The sequence below is a fragment of the Rhizobium sp. CCGE531 genome, from assembly GCF_003627795.1.
Taxonomy (GTDB): Bacteria; Pseudomonadota; Alphaproteobacteria; order Rhizobiales; family Rhizobiaceae; genus Rhizobium.
In genome coordinates this window covers 105,949-123,486 of record NZ_CP032688.1, presented here as the reverse complement: position 1 = coordinate 123,486, position 17,538 = coordinate 105,949, and the positions used below count along the sequence as shown (strand labels likewise).

17 protein-coding genes are annotated in these 17,538 nt (G+C 56.6%); 9 read left to right on the top strand and 8 right to left on the bottom strand.

The window, feature by feature from the left end:
* Positions 1–71 precede the first annotated feature (71 nt).
* The 6 genes from CCGE531_RS33280 to ehuB all read right to left on the bottom strand — a co-directional run bounded on the left by CCGE531_RS33280 (position 72) and on the right by ehuB (position 4,730).
* The gene (locus CCGE531_RS33280; RefSeq protein WP_120671119.1) at positions 72–815 is read right to left on the bottom strand and encodes a GntR family transcriptional regulator; all 744 of its coding nucleotides are present in this window, start codon (positions 813–815) and stop codon (positions 72–74) included.
* A 43-nt stretch (positions 816–858) separates the two neighbouring features.
* The gene (locus CCGE531_RS33275) at positions 859–1,662 is read right to left on the bottom strand and encodes an aspartate dehydrogenase (RefSeq protein WP_120671253.1); all 804 of its coding nucleotides are present in this window, start codon (positions 1,660–1,662) and stop codon (positions 859–861) included.
* 8 nt (positions 1,663–1,670) lie between these two features.
* Entirely contained in the window at positions 1,671–2,486 is an 816-nt protein-coding gene (gene ehuA / locus CCGE531_RS33270) for an ectoine/hydroxyectoine ABC transporter ATP-binding protein EhuA (protein ID WP_120671118.1), read from the bottom strand.
* On the bottom strand, positions 2,486–3,151 hold the full coding sequence (gene ehuD / locus CCGE531_RS33265; RefSeq protein ID WP_120671117.1) for an ectoine/hydroxyectoine ABC transporter permease subunit EhuD: 666 nt from the start codon (positions 3,149–3,151) through the stop codon (positions 2,486–2,488). The genes ehuA and ehuD overlap by 1 nt, the downstream gene beginning before the upstream one ends.
* Complete coding sequence (gene ehuC, locus CCGE531_RS33260) at positions 3,152–3,817, bottom strand: ectoine/hydroxyectoine ABC transporter permease subunit EhuC (RefSeq protein WP_120671116.1); 666 nt, start codon at positions 3,815–3,817, stop codon at positions 3,152–3,154. It lies immediately after the preceding gene.
* A gap of 64 nt (positions 3,818–3,881) precedes the next feature.
* Complete coding sequence (gene ehuB / locus CCGE531_RS33255; RefSeq protein WP_348633059.1) at positions 3,882–4,730, bottom strand: ectoine/hydroxyectoine ABC transporter substrate-binding protein EhuB; 849 nt, start codon at positions 4,728–4,730, stop codon at positions 3,882–3,884.
* 208 nt (positions 4,731–4,938) lie between these two features.
* Between ehuB and CCGE531_RS33250 the strand changes: the two genes are divergently transcribed.
* The 3 genes from CCGE531_RS33250 to CCGE531_RS33240 all read left to right on the top strand — a co-directional run bounded on the left by CCGE531_RS33250 (position 4,939) and on the right by CCGE531_RS33240 (position 7,773).
* Positions 4,939–6,096 carry a Xaa-Pro peptidase family protein gene (locus tag CCGE531_RS33250; RefSeq protein WP_120671114.1) on the top strand — a complete coding sequence of 386 codons (1,158 nt, stop codon included), beginning with the start codon at positions 4,939–4,941 and terminating at the stop codon, positions 6,094–6,096.
* A 62-nt stretch (positions 6,097–6,158) separates the two neighbouring features.
* The gene (locus CCGE531_RS33245; RefSeq protein ID WP_116408623.1) at positions 6,159–6,374 is read left to right on the top strand and encodes a hypothetical protein; all 216 of its coding nucleotides are present in this window, start codon (positions 6,159–6,161) and stop codon (positions 6,372–6,374) included.
* Positions 6,367–7,773 carry an amidase gene (locus CCGE531_RS33240; protein ID WP_120671113.1) on the top strand — a complete coding sequence of 469 codons (1,407 nt, stop codon included), beginning with the start codon at positions 6,367–6,369 and terminating at the stop codon, positions 7,771–7,773. The genes CCGE531_RS33245 and CCGE531_RS33240 overlap by 8 nt, the downstream gene beginning before the upstream one ends.
* 184 nt (positions 7,774–7,957) lie before the next feature.
* Here the strand turns inward: CCGE531_RS33240 and CCGE531_RS33235 are convergent.
* Positions 7,958–9,039 (bottom strand): IS630 family transposase gene (locus CCGE531_RS33235; RefSeq protein WP_120669925.1). Its coding sequence is split into 2 segments (ribosomal slippage): positions 7,958–8,500 and positions 8,503–9,039, totalling 1,080 coding nucleotides; the frame shifts between segments, so codons are not numbered across the junction.
* Between the two features lie 164 nt (positions 9,040–9,203).
* Complete coding sequence (locus CCGE531_RS33230; RefSeq protein ID WP_205586546.1) at positions 9,204–10,124, bottom strand: GlxA family transcriptional regulator; 921 nt, start codon at positions 10,122–10,124, stop codon at positions 9,204–9,206.
* A 236-nt stretch (positions 10,125–10,360) separates the two neighbouring features.
* On the opposite strand from CCGE531_RS33230, the gene CCGE531_RS33225 reads away from it, so the two are divergent.
* Genes CCGE531_RS33225 through CCGE531_RS33200 form a run of 6 tightly spaced genes read left to right on the top strand, consistent with a single transcriptional unit; the run spans position 10,361 to position 17,478 of the window.
* Entirely contained in the window at positions 10,361–11,599 is a 1,239-nt protein-coding gene (locus CCGE531_RS33225) for an FAD-dependent oxidoreductase (protein ID WP_120671252.1), read from the top strand.
* Positions 11,600–11,609: 10 nt separating this feature from the next.
* Positions 11,610–11,885: a sarcosine oxidase subunit delta gene (locus tag CCGE531_RS33220; protein WP_120671111.1), complete on the top strand. Its 276-nt coding sequence runs from the start codon at positions 11,610–11,612 to the stop codon at positions 11,883–11,885.
* Positions 11,882–14,767 (top strand): 2Fe-2S iron-sulfur cluster-binding protein, encoded by a 2,886-nt coding sequence (locus CCGE531_RS33215; RefSeq protein WP_120671110.1) that lies wholly within the window; start codon positions 11,882–11,884, stop codon positions 14,765–14,767. The genes CCGE531_RS33220 and CCGE531_RS33215 overlap by 4 nt, the downstream gene beginning before the upstream one ends.
* A gap of 1 nt (position 14,768) precedes the next feature.
* Positions 14,769–15,395: a sarcosine oxidase subunit gamma family protein gene (locus CCGE531_RS33210; RefSeq protein ID WP_120671109.1), complete on the top strand. Its 627-nt coding sequence runs from the start codon at positions 14,769–14,771 to the stop codon at positions 15,393–15,395.
* On the top strand, positions 15,346–16,470 hold the full coding sequence (locus tag CCGE531_RS33205) for a beta-eliminating lyase-related protein (protein WP_120671108.1): 1,125 nt from the start codon (positions 15,346–15,348) through the stop codon (positions 16,468–16,470). The genes CCGE531_RS33210 and CCGE531_RS33205 overlap by 50 nt, the downstream gene beginning before the upstream one ends.
* A gap of 33 nt (positions 16,471–16,503) precedes the next feature.
* Positions 16,504–17,478 carry a threonine/serine dehydratase gene (locus CCGE531_RS33200; RefSeq protein ID WP_120671107.1) on the top strand — a complete coding sequence of 325 codons (975 nt, stop codon included), beginning with the start codon at positions 16,504–16,506 and terminating at the stop codon, positions 17,476–17,478.
* The last annotated feature ends 60 nt before the right edge of the window (positions 17,479–17,538 follow it).

Sequence of the window (17,538 nt, the reverse complement as noted above, 5' to 3'; positions counted from 1 at the left end):
ACCAGACCACTAGTGATTACATGTTCTGACGTCAGGAACCCCAGGTCCACTTCGACTTCACCGCGTTGGTACTATGCTGGCTCTGCTACCAATAGATTCGCCTCCATGGCATCAAGCCGCGACAGAACGATTGCCAGGTGCGATTTGTGGATTGTGGCAACCAAACGCACATCTCGAAGCTCCAGGCTTCTTCTGATCATGCGAAGCTCATCCAGAAGATCCTCAACCTGCTGCTCGAAGTCCATTTTTTCGAGCAAGAGGAACCAGAACCGAGCTGACTGGAAAAAAAGGATATCGTTGAAGTCTCTAAGGGGACCATTGCTACTTAATCCATGCAGAATTTGGTGGAGCCGCATGATTATCTCGGCAAAAGCCCTTTTGTCCTTCGTGCCCGACAGGTTTCGACATTCGCGGTCCAGATCTTGAACACTATCCAGGATATCGTCAGTGACCGGATTGGGAGTCGACTCGGCCATTGCATCCATCAGTCGCATGCGGACGATATAGATGTCGCGCATCGATGTAAGATCGATGGAGGTCACTGCGGTGCCGTTCCCGTGCTGACTAATAATCAGGCCGTCGTATTCAAGCCGTTGGAGGGCGGTTCGCAGTGGTGTACGGCTTACGCCAAACTCAGACGCGAGTTCTCGCTCGTTGAGGCGGCTTCCTGGTTGATAGTCGAGCAGACAAATCCGACGACGCAACTCAAGATAAATATCCTGTTTGTTGAGTTTGCCCGCGCCATGCGCTTCCTCATCAAAAACGCCCCCGTCGGCTTGCGGCATGGGTGAAGTGGACACATTCGCGGTAGTCATCTTGGAGCTACCCTCCTAAAGGTTTGAAAGGCCGACACTACCATCATGTTCCGATCCGGATCACAGCGTTCAACTGGCGAAGATATGCAATCACGCTTTGGGATGTAATCCGTCCGGTGGCGGGGTTCTCATCGCTCGGCCGGTTTTGGATAGACACCGTGAAATCGGAACTGTCTGATTGGACGCTGACAGCATGCGAATTGACCGAGAGACTGGGGTCCGCCCAAATCTCCATCAAAGTGCGGTCCGGTCCTATTCCTGCAAGGCTAACGGCTGCGGCGACATTCACGTTAGCTGGGAACTCTCTCGCTACCTCGGTCACAGATCCCTTGAGAATACAGATGGGCTCCTTTAAACTTGCCAGATTGATGCCTTGCCGAGCAATGTACGGCGCGCCATGCAGACTGGCTGGCGGCTTGCGGGTGACGATGCTGACCGCCCGGAGATTGCCGACGGCCGCTGCCTTCAAGGCATCCAATCCTAGCATGGCGCCCGAGGGGACGATAACTCGCCCCCCAGTTCTCTTAGCCAGTTCGAAGAGGTCCGTTCTCCCCAGAAGCTGGCTGGCAGACATTGCGATCAAAGTCTTGCCTGCTTCAAGAGCCGGACGTGCCACAGCCTCGAACATTGCTGGGGGGAGCGCTTCGAGGACTATGTCACACTCGAAGGCGAGTTCATCGAGACCTCTGTGCGGCACGCTACGTGCAAGCGTTGATACAAATTGCGCAGCGCGATTGTTGTCACGCGCTGTGACCGCGGCCAGCTCGCAACCCGGTATTTCACCCCGGTCAAGTGCCCGTGCAACAGCGGCGCCGACCGCACCAATTCCAGCGATCCCGACTTTCATCTCTACAATCAATCCGCTGCTTTGACGGCGCTCAAGAACTGCTGAGTCCTCTTGTTCTGAGGGTTCGTGAACAGCTCCTCCGGAGTATTCTGTTCCTCGATCTTTCCACCGAAGAAGAAGCAAACCCGGTCGGATATGTCTCGCGCGAACCCCATCTGATGGGTGACCATGAGCATCGTCAGATTGTGTTTGGTGACGAGGTCTTTGATCACGTTCGTGACTTCACCAATGACTTCCGGATCAAGCGCCGAGGTGACTTCATCGAACAGCATAATCTTGGGTCTCATCGCCAAGGCACGTGCGATGGCTACACGTTGTTGTTGGCCGCCGGACAAGCGCGCAGGATGCTGGTCTTTTTTTTCGATCATGCCGACCATCGAAAGAAGCTCCTCGGCCCGTTCCTTCGCTTCTCGTTTCGAGATGCCGAGAACCTGAACAGGTCCTTCCATGCAGTTCTCGACGGCCGTCATATGAGGGAAAAGGTTGAAGTGCTGAAAGCACATGCCGATAGATGAGCGTGCCTTCCGGAGATACTTTGAGTCAGCTGGAACGAGCACGCCGTTCTTGGGCATGTGGGTTAGCGGTTTGCCGTCGACGTAGATGACCCCACCGTTGATGGTTTCGAGTGTCATCAACATGCGGAGGACGGTTGTCTTGCCAGAGCCCGATGGCCCAATGACCGTCACCATCTCGCCGGAAGTGATGTCAAGGTTGAGATTGTCGAGAACGACAAAGTCACCGTATGTCTTCCGAACGTTCATGAAACGAACCATCGGGACGTCGGGGCCTGTGAGCTCGAGGGGAAATGACGAAAGGTCTTGCATCAGTACATTCCTAGCTTGCGGCGCACCCAACTCTCGAATCCACGGATGAGCCCGGCGGAAAACAGCGAGATGATGAGGAAAACAAGGCCGACGATCGTGTAGGGTTCAAGGTAGCGGTAGTTTTGACCACCGATAGCATTCGCTGCCTGCATAAGCTCCGCTACACCGATCACCGAAAGCATTGGTGTGTCTTTGAAAATGCTTATGAGATAGTTGCCCATCCCGGCCACTGAAGGCGGTAGCGCTTGCGGCAATATGATCCGGCGATACGTCTGTACGGTGGTCAAGTTGATGGCAGTGCAAGCCTCCCATTGCCCCTTCGACACGGATTCTATTCCGCCGCGGTATACTTCCGAAAGATAAGCCGCGTAATGGAGCCCGATTGCAATCATCCCAGCAACCCAGGGGCTTAGCGATACTCCGTATTCAGGTCCCACATAGTAGACGAAGAAAATCTGGAGCACGAGCGGTGTAGAACGCAGAAACTCTACCACCTCGCGCACGGTCACAGTCAGCACGCGAAAGCGAGTGCGTTGTGCGATTGCGAAAACCAGTCCAAGTACCGCAGCGATCGCGTAGCCGATGCCGGCTGCCATGAGCGTGTTCAGGGTCGCCCAAAGCATGCGGGGAAGAATTTCTGCTGTGAATTGCCAATCCCACTGCATTTAAGCTCTCCCCATCCGCCGCGCCATAAAGCGTTCGAGGGATCGCATGGTCGGCGTGACGAAGAACCGGGCGAACACGTAGTAGATGATCAGGGCCGTACCAAAGGTCCACGTGGAGAGGTAAGTGGAACTGTTCATCTGTTTCGCCTCGAACATCAAATCGGGCACGGCAATCAGGGCAACGAGGGCTGTGCTCTTCAACAGTTCAATTACCAGGTTTCCCCAGGCAGGAAGCATTATCACGACCGCCTGCGGGATAATGATCCGTCGCATTCTTTTGGAGACGCTCATGGAGAGAGCGTACGCTGCTTCCCACTGACCGCGCGGGACGGACTTGATCGCGCCCTGTACTAGCTGTGCCCCATAGGCACCAATGTTGAGGCCAACTGCAAGGAACCCCGTGAGAAATGGGTCAAGGGTGACACCGAACAGAGGCAACACGTAGAAAAGCCAGAATAGCTGGACGAGGAGTGAGGTCCCACGGAAGAATTCGACGTAAATCACCGCCACCGTCTTGACGGCCATATTGCGGGAAAAGAGCATAAGACCGAAGCCATGTGCGAGCACAGTTGCCAGCGCCAGGGAACAGATGAACTGTTCCGCAGTGACAAGAGTGCCATCGAGGAAACGGCTGCCGTAGTCAGAGAGGAATGAGATGTAGGTCATTGATGCTCACTTCGAAGATCCGGGCGAGCCGCAGATATAGCAGCCCGCCCTAACCTTGGGAGGTTTATCTGTTCGCGCAAATCCAGTCGGTCTTTGCATCGCCAGGCAGCTGAGCCTTCGTGTATTCGAACTTGCCTACAGATTCGAGCATCTCTGGGGTGCCTAGGTATTTGGCTTGCGCTTCGTTGTAGGCCTTCAGGAAATCCTTGTCGTCCTTCTTGAACGCAATCGCGACCCAGTTGAACGTGGATTCCGGAAGTGCCGCTGGATCCGTGACCTCGACCTCGCCCCCCGAGCTCTTCGCGAGATCCTTCATTGCAAAGTCGTTGCCAGCTCCAGCGTCGGCACGGCCAGCCTTCACCGCGGCCAGGACTTCGGTCAGGCTGGGCACCTGCATGATCTTGCTTTCAGAAACGCCTTCCTTCATCGCGGCGTCGGCATTCACAAAGCCGGCTACCGTCACCATGGTGGCATCTTTCTGTTTGATGTCCTGGTAATTGGTCACGCCCTTGGGGTTGCCCTTCTTGACGATGAAGGAATCGCCGAACTTGCCCATCGGTTCTGCAAAGCTGACGTTCTTGCAGCGGGCGCCAGTGATGTACATACCGCCAGTGATGATGTCGAAACGACCAGCCTGAAGACCGGGGATCAAGCCGCCCCAATCTGTCACGACGGGTTCGATGTTCGTGTAGCCCATTGATTTCAAGACACCCAGCGCCAGCGCATTTGCAAATCCCAACGGCTCGTTCTTGTCGCCCGGATATGCCCACGGGATCTCGTGCGCGAACCCAATACGGATCGGCTTTCCGGCTTTGGCACTATCGGTGAGCGCGTCCGCGTGAGCGGAAGCGGTTCCTACAAGCACGGTTGCGGCGGCTGCGGCGACTGCAGCGAAGATTTTGTTCATTTTCATGAGTTCCCCCTTATTTGGGCTTCGTGCAAAATTGCAATATTGGTGTACCACTCAATGTGGTTTGGACGCAAGAAAAAGTTTACACTGTCGTATGATTGGGCAAAAAGCCTGTGAAATAAGCAGAATTCAAAATGGATATTGCGCATCGCCCAAACCTCGGCTACGAAAAGGTATACCTATTTGCAGCGCCAACACCTGAGAGGTTCCCATGGCTTATGAAACGGCGTTCCCGAAAGACGAGCTCGATCGTCGCATAGCGAGAGCGCGCGTCGCTCTCGCGGACAATAACCTCGACGGCATCGTCATCGCCGTCCCTGAGAACATCTACTACCTAACCGGGTTGGACCACTGGGGCTTCTTCGCTGCCCATGTGCTCGTCCTGAATCGCGATGGCGAGATGGCGCTTAGCTGCCGTGCGATGGAGCGGATTACCGTCGAAAACCAGGTCACGAATGCGAAGTTCTACGGCCACAAGGATCACGAAGAGCTTTCGGACTATGTGCATCAGGCGATGAAAGACCTCGGCCTGGCGGGCAAGCGCGTTGGTATTGAGAAGCGTAGTCTATTCCTGACGGCGCGACATGCGGAGCGCATCCAAAACGATCAGACGGGCGTCGAGTGGATCGACGCGTCTGGTGTCCTGGACGACATTCGCCTGATCAAATCGCCCTTGGAAATGGAGTACACCCGAAAGGCCGCGCACGCCGTGGACATGGGTACGCTGGCGGCGGTCGACGCGGTGCGTGACGGCGCTTCGGACTATGAAGTCGCAGCGGCGTATCACAGCAAGATGATTCTTGAGGGAAGCGAGTACCCGGGTTTCGGCCCGTTCATCCGTCCTACGAGCCGCCTCGGCGAAGAGCACACGACTTGGCGAGGCGACATTTTCCGCAACGGCGATGCGGTATTTCTTGAGACTTGTGCGGCTTACCGCAAGTACCAGTCGCCCATGGGGCGTTTGGTATACGTTGGCAGCGCACCCAAGGGTGTCGATGAGTCCGCAGAGCTCGCGATTCGTGGGATGAAAGCAATCTGCGAAGCCCTCAAGCCCGGCGCCAAGGCAGGCGACGCATACGACGCATGGCACGAAGTGGCAGCAAGCGCGGGCCTGGTCGACTATCATCGCCATCATTGCGGCTACCTCGTCGGCATCGGCTTCCCGCCAAGCTGGACTGGTGGTTCGATGGTTACGAGCTTGTTCCCGAAATCTACGCGGAAGATCGAGGTTGGCATGGTCGTCCATGCTCATTCTTGGTTCACGAACACAAAAGTCGCCGACTACTTCATCTCGAATACAGTCATGGTCACGGAGAACGGCGGTGAGATCCTCACCAACAAGACTCCCGAAACACTAATCATCCGCTAAGCAGCCGAGCGTGCGGCTGCGACCAACGGCCCGCACGCTCGCGTTCACTATGCGAGGACCAGATGCAGAAACTTCAAAAAGATACGTTGATCGGGATTTGTACGCAGATGGCGTCACACACCTGGTCAGATGCGGAAATCAGCGAGCTTGTGGATCCGCAGCTGGGGATTATCACCGGGTTTCAAGACCTGCTGAACGAACTCGAGCAGCTACGGAAAATCGATCTCGGTACTATTCCTCCCGCTATGGGCGTCCAAGGCGCGAAACCTAATGACTGATGACATTGCATTCAATGACGTAAAAGGCCTGAGACAACTGATGGTCTCCGGGCGGATCACTCCCACAGAGCTGGTCGATATATTTGCAGAGCGGATCGATCTCTATAACGGCGTTTCGAAGGCGTTCATCACGCCGACACTTGAGGACGCCAAGGAGCAGGCCTCGAAGCTAACCAAGGACGACCTGAATTCTTCCGCATTTGCTGGTGTACCATATGCATCGAAGGACTTGTTCGATGTTGAGGGCGTTCTGACAACAGCTGGATCGAGGGTCTTTCACGATCGGATCGCCAAGTCCGACTCCTTTGCCGTTGCCAAGCTTCGAGCATCTCGGGCCGTCAGCCTTGGCAAAACCAACCTCCATGAATTCGCATACGGCGCGACAGGCGAAAATGAGGTCTATGGCACCTGCGTGAATGCCTACGATACCAGTCGCCTTGCAGGCGGATCGTCTAGTGGGTCGGCCGCGGCCGTGGCGTTTGGACTTGTGCCGGCGGCACTAGGTACTGATACAGGCGGCTCCGTCCGCGCACCCGCGGCGCTGAACGGCCTTGTTGGCCTCAAGCCAACAATCGGGCGCGTTCCAACCTCCGGTGTCGTTCCCTATTGCTGGACGCTCGATCATGTAGGGCTCATGACGCGAACCATAGCGGACAGCGCGGAACTTCTCAGCATCGTCGCGGGGTACGACTCATCGGACTCTGCGTCTGTGAACCGACCCGTTGAAAACTACAGCTCTGCTCTCGGACAAAGCGTTTCGGGGTTGCGCGTCGGTATTCCTCGTAACTTTTATTACGATCGGGCCGACGACGAAATCCTCACTGAGCTCGAGAGGGTGAAGGAGTTCTTGGTGGCGGCGGGAGCGATCCTGGTGCCCGTAACGTTCCCTGATATGGAACATAGTCGGACAGTCTCCTTGACAGTTCAGATGCCTGAGGCGCTCAGCGCGCATTCGGCCTACGTGCAGGATCGAGGCGACCTTTACGGAGCTGATTTCCGGGCAGGTCTCGCGCTCGGTCAGTGCATTCTTGCGGAACACTATGTCAAGGCGAAGCGGTTTGTCGAAGTCTATCGACAGGAAACCAACAAGCTTTTCGACGACGTCGATCTGATCCTAACTCCCGCCACGCCCGAGATCGCTCAGAAAGTGGGAACGGTGAAAGTGAGCAGGAATGGCGTGGATGAGGCCATCGGCAACGCGATCACGCGGTATACGACCTTCTTCAATATGACTGGCCATCCAGCCTTGACGATGCCCTGCGGGATGCATTCGGAGGGATTACCGATCGGACTTCAGTTGGTTGGCCGATATTTCGACGAGTCGACCATTTTCCGAATGGCCCATGCAATCGAGCGCAGCGGCCACTTCAGCATTCCGTTGCCGACGTTAGGATCGTGAGATGCGGGCGACGCTCAGACACGTTTGCGTCAGGCTTTTCAGCAGATCAACCGCATCTCGCTTGGGTCCGCGTGTCACGCGCCTGGATATGCTCGGGGGTGGGATACCTGCGGCACTGCGCATCCTAGGGCCGCGGTTCGATGAAGAACTTCTTCTTCGAGTAGCTAATACCAAGGCTTGATGACTAGAACTCATTGGCCCATTTTCTGCGCCCGATCGACATGATGCGCCAAGGCTGACGTTGAAGCTTGCGCCAGGCATCGCAGCAGTGATCGACGATGTCTTCGTAGGATGTGTACACACGGTTAGAGAGCCAGTTTTCGCGCATGAACTGCCAGAGATTTTCGACCGGATTGAGTTCGGGTGACTTCGCTGGCAGCGGTAGAATGGTGATGTTTTCGGGCACCATGAGATTGTTCGATAAATGCCAACCCGCCTGATCCATGACGAGGATGGCGTGGGCGTCATTGGCAACATGGCCGGATATCTCGATCAAATGCTGGTTCATGGCATGGGTATCGCACCATGGCATGACGAGGGCGGCGGCCTTGCCAAATTTCGGGCAGATCGCGCCGAAGATATAAGCGGATCTCGTTCGCTGATCATGCGGAGCCGAGGGCCGTGTCCCTCGTTTGGCCCATCGCCTGGCGATCTTATTCTTCTGGCCGATGCGGGCCTCGTCCTGGAACCAGATTTCTATTCGCTTGCCTTTAGCGGCCCCGGCGGCGATTTCTCCCACTGCGGCGGGAAAGTTTTTTTAAATTCCTCAATCGCATGCGGGTCCTGCGCATGATGCTTCGGTCGGGCAGTGAGTTTGCGATAGCCCAGGGCATTCAATTCGCGCCCAAGCGTCTGGCGGCTGATGGAGATACGATGCTCCTGCCAAAGCCATTGCGCCAGATCGACCAGCCGCCAGCGCACGACGCCATCGAGATAGGGAACGGGACCGTTCTCAACCGCCTCGACCAGCGCCTTCCGCTGCTGATCGTTCAACAAGGGCTCACGTCCCTTCGCCTTTCCCGTTTTCAGGCCATCTGGACCATGCAGATTGAAACGCTCGACCCAGTCACGGACAATTTGCAAACCGACCCCACCCATCGATGCTGCCTGGCTGCGCGAACCACCCTCGTAAATGATCGACAAGGCCAACAATCGGCGCGACCAATCCGCGTCACGGCTCTGCCTTGCCAGCCGACGCAGATCATCAGCCGTATAATCTCCACGAATGGTCAGCGCTGTTCCCATGGCGAAATCTCCTTTCGCCATCTTGAATCATGATTTGCCGGAAAATGGAATCGCGTGAGTCGTCCTCATCAAGCTCTGGTATAAGTCTTTCGAAAATCGTTGAGGCGCAGCGGCTTAAGCTTCCTGCTGAGTCTTGAGCAAATGGACGCCCGGGTAACTCCCGGGCGTTTGACGAATCCCAGAGATCAAGCGACCACAGTCATGTTCCGCCGACTGTCCACCCTTCGCTGGCGCGGCGTGAGACTGAAGTGTTCCCGAAATGCGCGGGAAAAATGCGAGAGACTGGAGAACCCTGCGGCGATAGCTACCTCCGTAATAGGCAGCGCGGACTGCTGAAGAAGCTCATTGGCCTTCTCGAGGCGCATCCTCCTGTAAAACTGCATCATTGGTTCCCCAATCTGATCGGCGAAAAGCCGCTGCAGCTGCCTTGAGCTCAATCCCGCCAGATCCGCTATCTGCTGCTCGCTCAACGGATCTGCCAGGTGGCTTGCCATGAGGTCTGTCGCTGCTATCAAGGCCGGATGGGTGATGTTGAGCTGCTGAGCGAGCGTTGATCTTGAAGGATCATCAGCCATCCGCATCCGTGTGTGGATGAACCAATCGCTCACCGCCTGAGCAAAATTGGTCCCATGCTCTGAAGCGACGATGGCTAGCATCATATCGAGCGCCGCCACTCCTCCAGCGCACGTGTATCGGTCCCGGTCAATCACGAACAGTCTTCGCTCAACGAGAAAGTCAGACGACAGCTCCTGCAAGGCTTCGATGTGCTGCCAGTGAACTGCGAATCGTCGATTTTCCATCAGTCCTCGCCGAGCGAGAATGGCGGGTCCGCCCGATATGCCTCCGAGCTTCACCTTGTGGCTGTTAAGCCGACGCAGGTAACGATCCAATTCGGGGTCCTCGTAGCTCATCGGGTTGCCGCCAGCGACGACGAAAACGATGTCAAAATTCAAGTTTGCCTCTGCCATAGGCAATGTGTCGAATTCTCCGCCCGCGGTAGATCTTGACCGTCCCCCGTCTGTGGAAAGGAAGCTGATGTCGTAGAGTTTTCGGCCAGCAAGGTGATTAGCAGCACGCAGTGGCTCCACCGCAGATGCGGTAGCCATCAGCGAGTAACCGCTAGTCAGTATGAAAGCCAAACGCATCAGTCTGCAGTCCTTCGGTCACTCGCTGTCAAGCTTTGTTGCGATGGCAGGAAATGTATATTGGGCGTCCCCCTGAGGCAATAACGCAGCCGCCTCATCTGTCATTCTCTTCTGGACATGACCCGGCACGAGCGTCTGGCGACAGCCTGCTCGATACGGATCAGCTTTTCCGGATCCACAGTGACGGGACTAACATCATGGTTTTTGCGCTCTTGAAATATGGAATGGCGGGACGTTACCCGGCTCGTCAGGAAATTCCGCTAACTCCCGATCTCAAGGCGCACTACGACGTCGTGATTATAGGGGGTGGCGGCCACGGAGCGTCGCTCGCCTATCACCTGGCCAAGCATCACAACATTCGCAAGGTTGCGATTTTGGAGAAGGGCTATTTGGGAGGCGGAAACACCGCTCGAAACACCACTGTGATCAGGTCGAACTACACCGATCAGCGCTCGATCAAGTTCTACGCGAAGTCGCTGAGGCTCTATGAGTCTCTCTCCAACGAACTCGACTACAACATGATGTACTCCAGGCGCGGACAACTGACGCTCTCGCATTCCGATGGTGTGTCGCGGTCGCTGCGACTCCGTGCGGACGCTGGTGTCTTCTGCGGTGAAGCGAACGAAATTCTCGATCGAAAGCAGATCAAGGATCTGGTCCCATCGCTCAATCTCGACATCAAGGGCATGCCAATCCTTTCGGGGCTATGGCACCGGAACGCGGCTATCGCACGCCACGACGCGGTCGTTTGGGGATATGCGATCAGAGCTTGCGAACGCGGCGTTGAACTGCATCAGCGCACGGAAGTGCTTGGAATGGACGTGGCCGACAACAAGGTTACCCGCGTTCGGACAAACCGGGGTGACATCTCGGCAGGTCTCGTGGTGCAGTGCGTCGCTGGGTATTCATCCGTCGTGGCGAAAATGGTTGGCCTGAAGTTGCCTATCCGGAGCTATCCGTTGCAGGCGATGGTCACGCATCCGGTCAAGCCTTTCCTTGACCCGATGGTTTCTTCAACCGCCCTCCATTGCTACATCTCGCAATCAGCGAGAGGCGAGCTTGTGATCGGGGGCGGTTCCGATCCGTACGAGCTCTACAGCACCCGCTCAACTCTCGAGATCAAAGAGGGTCTTGCGGCCTCGGCATTGGAGCTATTTCCCTTTATCGGCGAGCTTAAAGTGCTCCGTCAGTGGGCAGGCATCACCGATATGACACCTGACTACAGTCCGATCATGGGGAAGAGCCCGATCTCGAATTACTGGCTCGATGCGGGTTGGGGCACGTGGGGCTTCAAGGCGACGCCCGCCAGCGGCTTTTTCATGGCGAAGGCCATAGCCGACAACCGCGTTCCTGAAGAAATACAGCCCTTCCAACTCGATCGCTTCGACCGCTTCGATTTGGTCAACGAAATGGGCGCTACCGCCGCCAGCCACTGAGGAGCAAAACGTGAAAATCATGATATGCCCTCTCAATGGGCCCCGCAACATCACCGAGTTCCAGTGCCATGGCGAGGTGCACCACGAGGTGGATCCGACAAGTGTCAGTGACAAGGAATGGTCGGACTATCTCTGGATGTCGAACAACACAGCGGGCGTTGTTCGCGAATGGTGGTGCCATACGCCATCGAACTACTGGTTCCTCGCGGAGCGAAACACTGTGACTGACGAAATTCTTGCCACTTTCGCCGTACCTGCGGATGGCCCACTGGGAGAAGTCAAATGAGCGCTCGGACGGCTAGACAGGGAAAGCTCATCGACTCGTCGAAGAGAATCCGTTTTACTTTCGATGGCAAAGAGTTCGAAGGCGTTGCCGGAGACACGATCGCGTCGGCGCTCGCCGCTAGCGATGAATGGATCCTGTCGCGATCGTTCAAGTACCATCGGCCGCGCGGTGTTCTGACGATGGCTGCTCAAGACGCCAATACGCTCGTGCAGATCGGAAATGAAGTCAGCGTTTTCGCTGACAGGCACCCGATTTCTGAAGGACTCGTGGTGCGGGCTCAGAACGTAAGCCATTCCGCGCGGAAGGACAGCGGGTTTGTGATGAACCGCTTCTCCCGGTTCATGCCTGTGGGATTCTACTACCGAACGTTCTTCAAGCCCAAGGGCGTATGGGAGAGAGTTTGGGAGCCGCGTATCAGAGCCAAGGCAGGCTTAGGCAAGCTGGATATCCAGCAGCCCACCGAGGGCTACTTCGACAAAGCGTACGGCTGGTATGACGTGCTCGTCGTGGGAGCCGGACCTGCAGGCATGGCCGCAGCCATCGCCGCAGCAAATGCTGGCGCGTCGGTCCTCATAGTCGACGAGAATCCGATTATTGGCGGCGCGACGAACTATGCCCGTCTGGAGATGGGGCGCGACCTAGCACATGAGGTAGCGGTGCATCCGAAAATCGAGGTCTGGACGGACGCTACCTGCAATGCTTGGTATGCGGACAACTGGCTTCCGGTCATTCGGGGCAACCGACTCTATAAGCTTCGGGCCAAGCAGGTAATCTTCGCGACGGGCATGATTGAACAGCCATCGCAATTCCGCAACAACGACCTGCCGGGGATCATGCAGGGCTCCGCTGCTCAGAGGCTGATCAAGCTCTATGGCGTGAAGCCCGGACAGCGGGCAGTATTGCTGGCGGCGAATGACGATGCATACGGTGTCGCGCTGGATCTTCTCGATTCGGGCGTCAGGGTTGCAGCAGTGTGCGATCTCCGAAAATCGAACGCTGAAGGTCCAAATCGGGCGCAAGTCAAAGCGAGAAATGTAGAATTGCTCGATGGCTGGTGCATTTGGGAAGCCATGCCAGCAGCTGGGCACAGGCACGTTCAAGCGGTTGAAGTTGCGGAACTCGATGCGAATGGAAGGGCCGGGAAAAACCGCCTTCGCTTCGATTGTGATCTGATCTGCATGTCGGTAGGATATCTTCCAGCCTACCAGCTTCCGCTACAGGCTCGCGGCAAGCTTTCGTACGACGACATTTCCGCGAAGTTCACGATCTCAGGGCAGGACGAGGCAGTGCTGCTTGCAGGATCCGTCGACGGGTTCTTCGACCTCGACAGCTGCATCGCAGACGGCCTGGCGCAAGGTGCGAGATCCGCAGCGAATTGCAGATACGCAGTCAACGCGCAGTACTTGCGCCCGTCACGAACGGCCATGTCACCAAACTATCCTCGTCCCATCTTCCCACACCCGGCTGGTAAAGACTTTGTCGATTTCGATGAGGACCTGCAGGTCAAGGACATCAAGAACGCTGTAGCGGATGGCTATCGCGAACTGGAGCTTGTGAAGCGCTTCTCCACCGTGGGCATGGGACCAAGCCAGGGCCGACATGCCGCGCTGGCCACCGCCATGCTCGTTTCTAAGGAGACCGGGCGGACCATCAGCGAAGTGGGTGTCACAACTGCCAGGCCTCCGGTCACGACGGAGAAGATCGCTACGCTGGCGGGACGAAAGTTCACGCCCATGCGCCGCACGCCTATGCACGAAATGCACGAAGCTGAAGGAGCATCGTGGCTTCTCGCCGGAAACTGGATGCGTCCGGCCTTCTATGGGGAAGGCGCATCTGACAAACAGAGCATTGCAGCCGAGGTTCTCAACGCACGAAACAACGTGGGCATGATCGATGTTTCTACGCTTGGCGGTCTGGATGTACGAGGGCCGGACGCCGCTGAGTTCCTCAACCGGATGTACACGTTCGCCTACGTGAAGCTTCCCGTTGGGAAGACGCGATATCTCCTGATGACCAACGAGGCGGGAACCGTCATCGACGATGGAGTGGCATGCCGTAGAGATGAGCAATATTTCTATGTGACGGCCACCACAACGGGCGTCGACCGAATTTATCGGAACATGCTCTGGTGGAACGCGCAGTGGCGGCTCGACGTTGATATCGTCAATGTCACTGCGGCTTATGCAGGGATTAATCTCGCCGGACCCAATGCCCGCAAGGTCTTGGAAAAGTTGACCGATGACATTGATGTCTCGTCAGAGCAGTTTCCCTATCTTGCTTATCGCGAGGGCAAGGTTGCCGGAATTCCCGCCCGGGTTTTCCGCGTTGGCTTTATCGGGGAGCTGGGATACGAAATCCACGTTCCCTCGCGCTACGGAGCAGAACTCTGGCGGGCAATCCGGGATGCGGGACAGGATTACGGGATCAAGCCGTTTGGGCTTGAGGCTCAACGTGTCATGCGACTTGAAAAAGGGCACGTTATCGTCGGGCAGGACACTGACGGGATGACCACGCCGGAAGAGCTCGACATGACTTGGGCCGTCGCAAAGTCAAAGCCATTCTTTGTCGGCAAGCGAAGCCTCGAAATTCGAGACAAAACTCTGTCGAGTAGAAAGTTGGTTGGCTTTTCGCTAGACCGGATGCCGTCTTCGCCTCTGCAGGAATCCAATCTTGTGGTGAAGAACAATGAGATCGTTGGGTTCGTCACATCGCTGACCCATTCCCCAACACTCTCCAAGGTCATTGGTCTTGCTTACGCGGATCGCCAGGACGCAAGCCCGGGAAGCCGGATCATCATTCGTGCGAGCGACGGAAGTCAGCACTCAGCTGAAGTTGTTTCCCCTCATTTCTACGATCCCGACAACAAGCGGCAGGAGATGTAATATGGCTGCGATCGCTAGGAGCCCTTTTGCGCACCGGATCAGTGAGCGCCGCAACGTACTCGGCGCGCAAGCAAGCGTACTGATCCATGATCTCACACCGATCGGAAGGACAGGCTTTAAGGGCGCTGGAACGAGCGATTGGACCGCGTCTCAAGTTTCCGCCATACCGGACCGGCCCAACAGGGCGGTGACGCTCGCAGATGGCACGGTTGTCGCCAGACTTGGAAAGGAAGAGTATCTCGTCCTGGACAGCAGGAAATCCCCCGGATCCGTTTCTGCGGAACTTGAGGCCACGTGGGCGAAAGGAAGCACTGAAAGCTCCGCTCGAATGGGATATCCGCTGCCACGCGCTGACAGCCACAGCTGGCTCTTCCTTGAGGGCACACGAGTGCCGGAGATGATGGCCAAGATTTGTGGCGTCGATCTTCGTCTCGCGAACTTCCCGGAAGGTGAAATCGCACAGACCATCGTCGCACGCATCGGGGCGGTAATCATCAGAGAGATCGGCGCCCCTTCCAAAGGGCTTCACCTCCTCACAGACTTCGCGTCCGCCGACTACCTTTGGGAAGTGCTGGAAGATGCCTCCGCGGAATACGGCGGCGGCTTCGCTCCGGATGGGAGGACGTGAGATCGCTACCTACCACTTCAATTCCGACAATGGTTCGCCCGTTTGTGATCAGGTCATGAATGCGTTGCTCGCCTGCAATCATGGCGTTGAGACGGCATACGGGGCAGATCAGGTGACCGCGCGGCTCAAATCAGCCTACTCGGATTTCTTCGAACGCGAATCCTACATTTTTCCGGTTGGATCGGGCACGGCAGGCAACGGTCTAGCGCTTGGTGCCATCACACCGCCCTATGGTACCATTTTCTGTCACCAGGCTTCACACATAGTCACCACCGAGGGCGGCGCGCCTGAATTCTATAGTGGCGGCGGGCGTATGACCCTTCTCCCAGGTGAACATAACAAGGTATCGGCGAAGACGCTTGAAGAAGCCTTGAGTAGCCACGGCATTGGGAACGTTCACCATATGGCGGCCAGCGCTGTCAGCGCCACGCAGGCAACGGAGGCAGGGACACTTTATGAACTGGCAGAACTTGGCGACCTAAGTGAAACAGCACATCGGGCTGGGCTGAAGGTACACCTCGATGGCGCCCGGTTCTCGAACGCGTTGGTGTCTTTGCAGGCGACGCCTGCTCAGATGACGTGGCAAGCTGGAGTGGATATCCTGACGCTTGGCACCACCAAAAACGGCACGATGAACGCCGAGGCGGTCATCACGTTCGACCCGGACCTCGCCAAGGTCCTCGGCCACATGCACAAGCGGGCAGGACATCTTTCCTCCAAAATGCGCTTCATGTCGGCACAGCTTCTCAGCTTTCTCGAGAACGACTTGTGGCGGAAAAATGCGACGCAGGCCAACCGCAATGCTGCCCGCATCGAGGTTGCATTGAAGTCTTGTGAAGGCATCGAGTTCGCGCATCCGATTGCGATCAACGAGATCTTCGTTTCAATTCCTCGGGGACTGACGCGTGCGTTGGCTGACAAGGGCTTGATCCTGCGGCCCTGGCCACTCGGCAGCGGCAAGGAATGGTTTCGCCTCGTCATGAGCTACTGCGACACGCCAGAAGACTTGAGTCTCTTTGAGCAAACCTGTCACGACTACGCACAAGATTGTCACCGCTTCGTGGGCCGCTATTAGGGCCCGCCTGACATGCATTCAGAAAGTTACGAAATGCTCGACTACGATATGATCTCCAAGGCTTCTCGCACTCTCAAAGGCGTAACGCGCGTCACGCCTCTGCTGGAATCCGAGCTGCTCAACACGCACCTAGGCTTTCGTCTTCTCGTCAAGGCGGAGTGCTTGCAGCGTACCGGATCCTTCAAGATCCGCGGCGCCTACGTGAAGATTTCGTCGCTCACGGAACAGGAACGAGCGTCCGGGGTCGTTGCTTTCTCCTCCGGAAATCACGCACAGGGAGTTGCGGCCGCAGCTACTGAGCTTGGGGTGAAGGCAACAATCGTGATGCCGGAAGATGCTCCCGCAGTGAAGTTGCGCAATACCGCCGAGTATGGCGCAAAGGTGATCACGTACGACCGGGTCACAGGCGATCGGGCTAAAATTGCTCGTGACATTTCAGAAGAGACGGGAGCCGTACTCGTTCCCCCCTACGACGACTACATTCTGATGTCCGGACAAGGCACCATCGGGATCGAAGTTGCCAACCAACTTTCCAAGCGAAACATCGTGGCCGACGCCTTGGTGTGCCCTGCGGGCGGAGGCGGGCTGATCGCTGGCATCGCGACAGCTATGAAAGAGCTGTCGCCGGAAACCACTATCTATTCCGCGGAGCCGGAATACTTCGACGACACCCGTCGATCGCTGCTCTCGGGAGAACGGGTGGGCAATGATCCCGGTCATTCCTCAATATGCGACTCGATAGTGACGCAGATTCCCGGAGAGAAAACGTTTCCCATAAACAAGACGCTCTTGGCAGGTGGTTTTGCGGTCTCGGAGCAAAACGTGGTTTCGGCGATGCAGACGTTGGCTGATCATTTGAAGCTCGTTGCCGAGCCGGGCGGGGCTGCCGCTGTCGCTGCCGTTCTGTGTAATGCTGAACGTTGGAAAGGAAAAACTGTCGTTGCCGTTGTCTCTGGAGGAAATGTCGATCTGGACGCGTTCCACAGCTACTTGAAGCCTTCCGCCTGACGTACCAGTCCGCGCGCGGGCCACTGCGCATTCCCAATCTGATGTCCAAAGTGCCGTCCA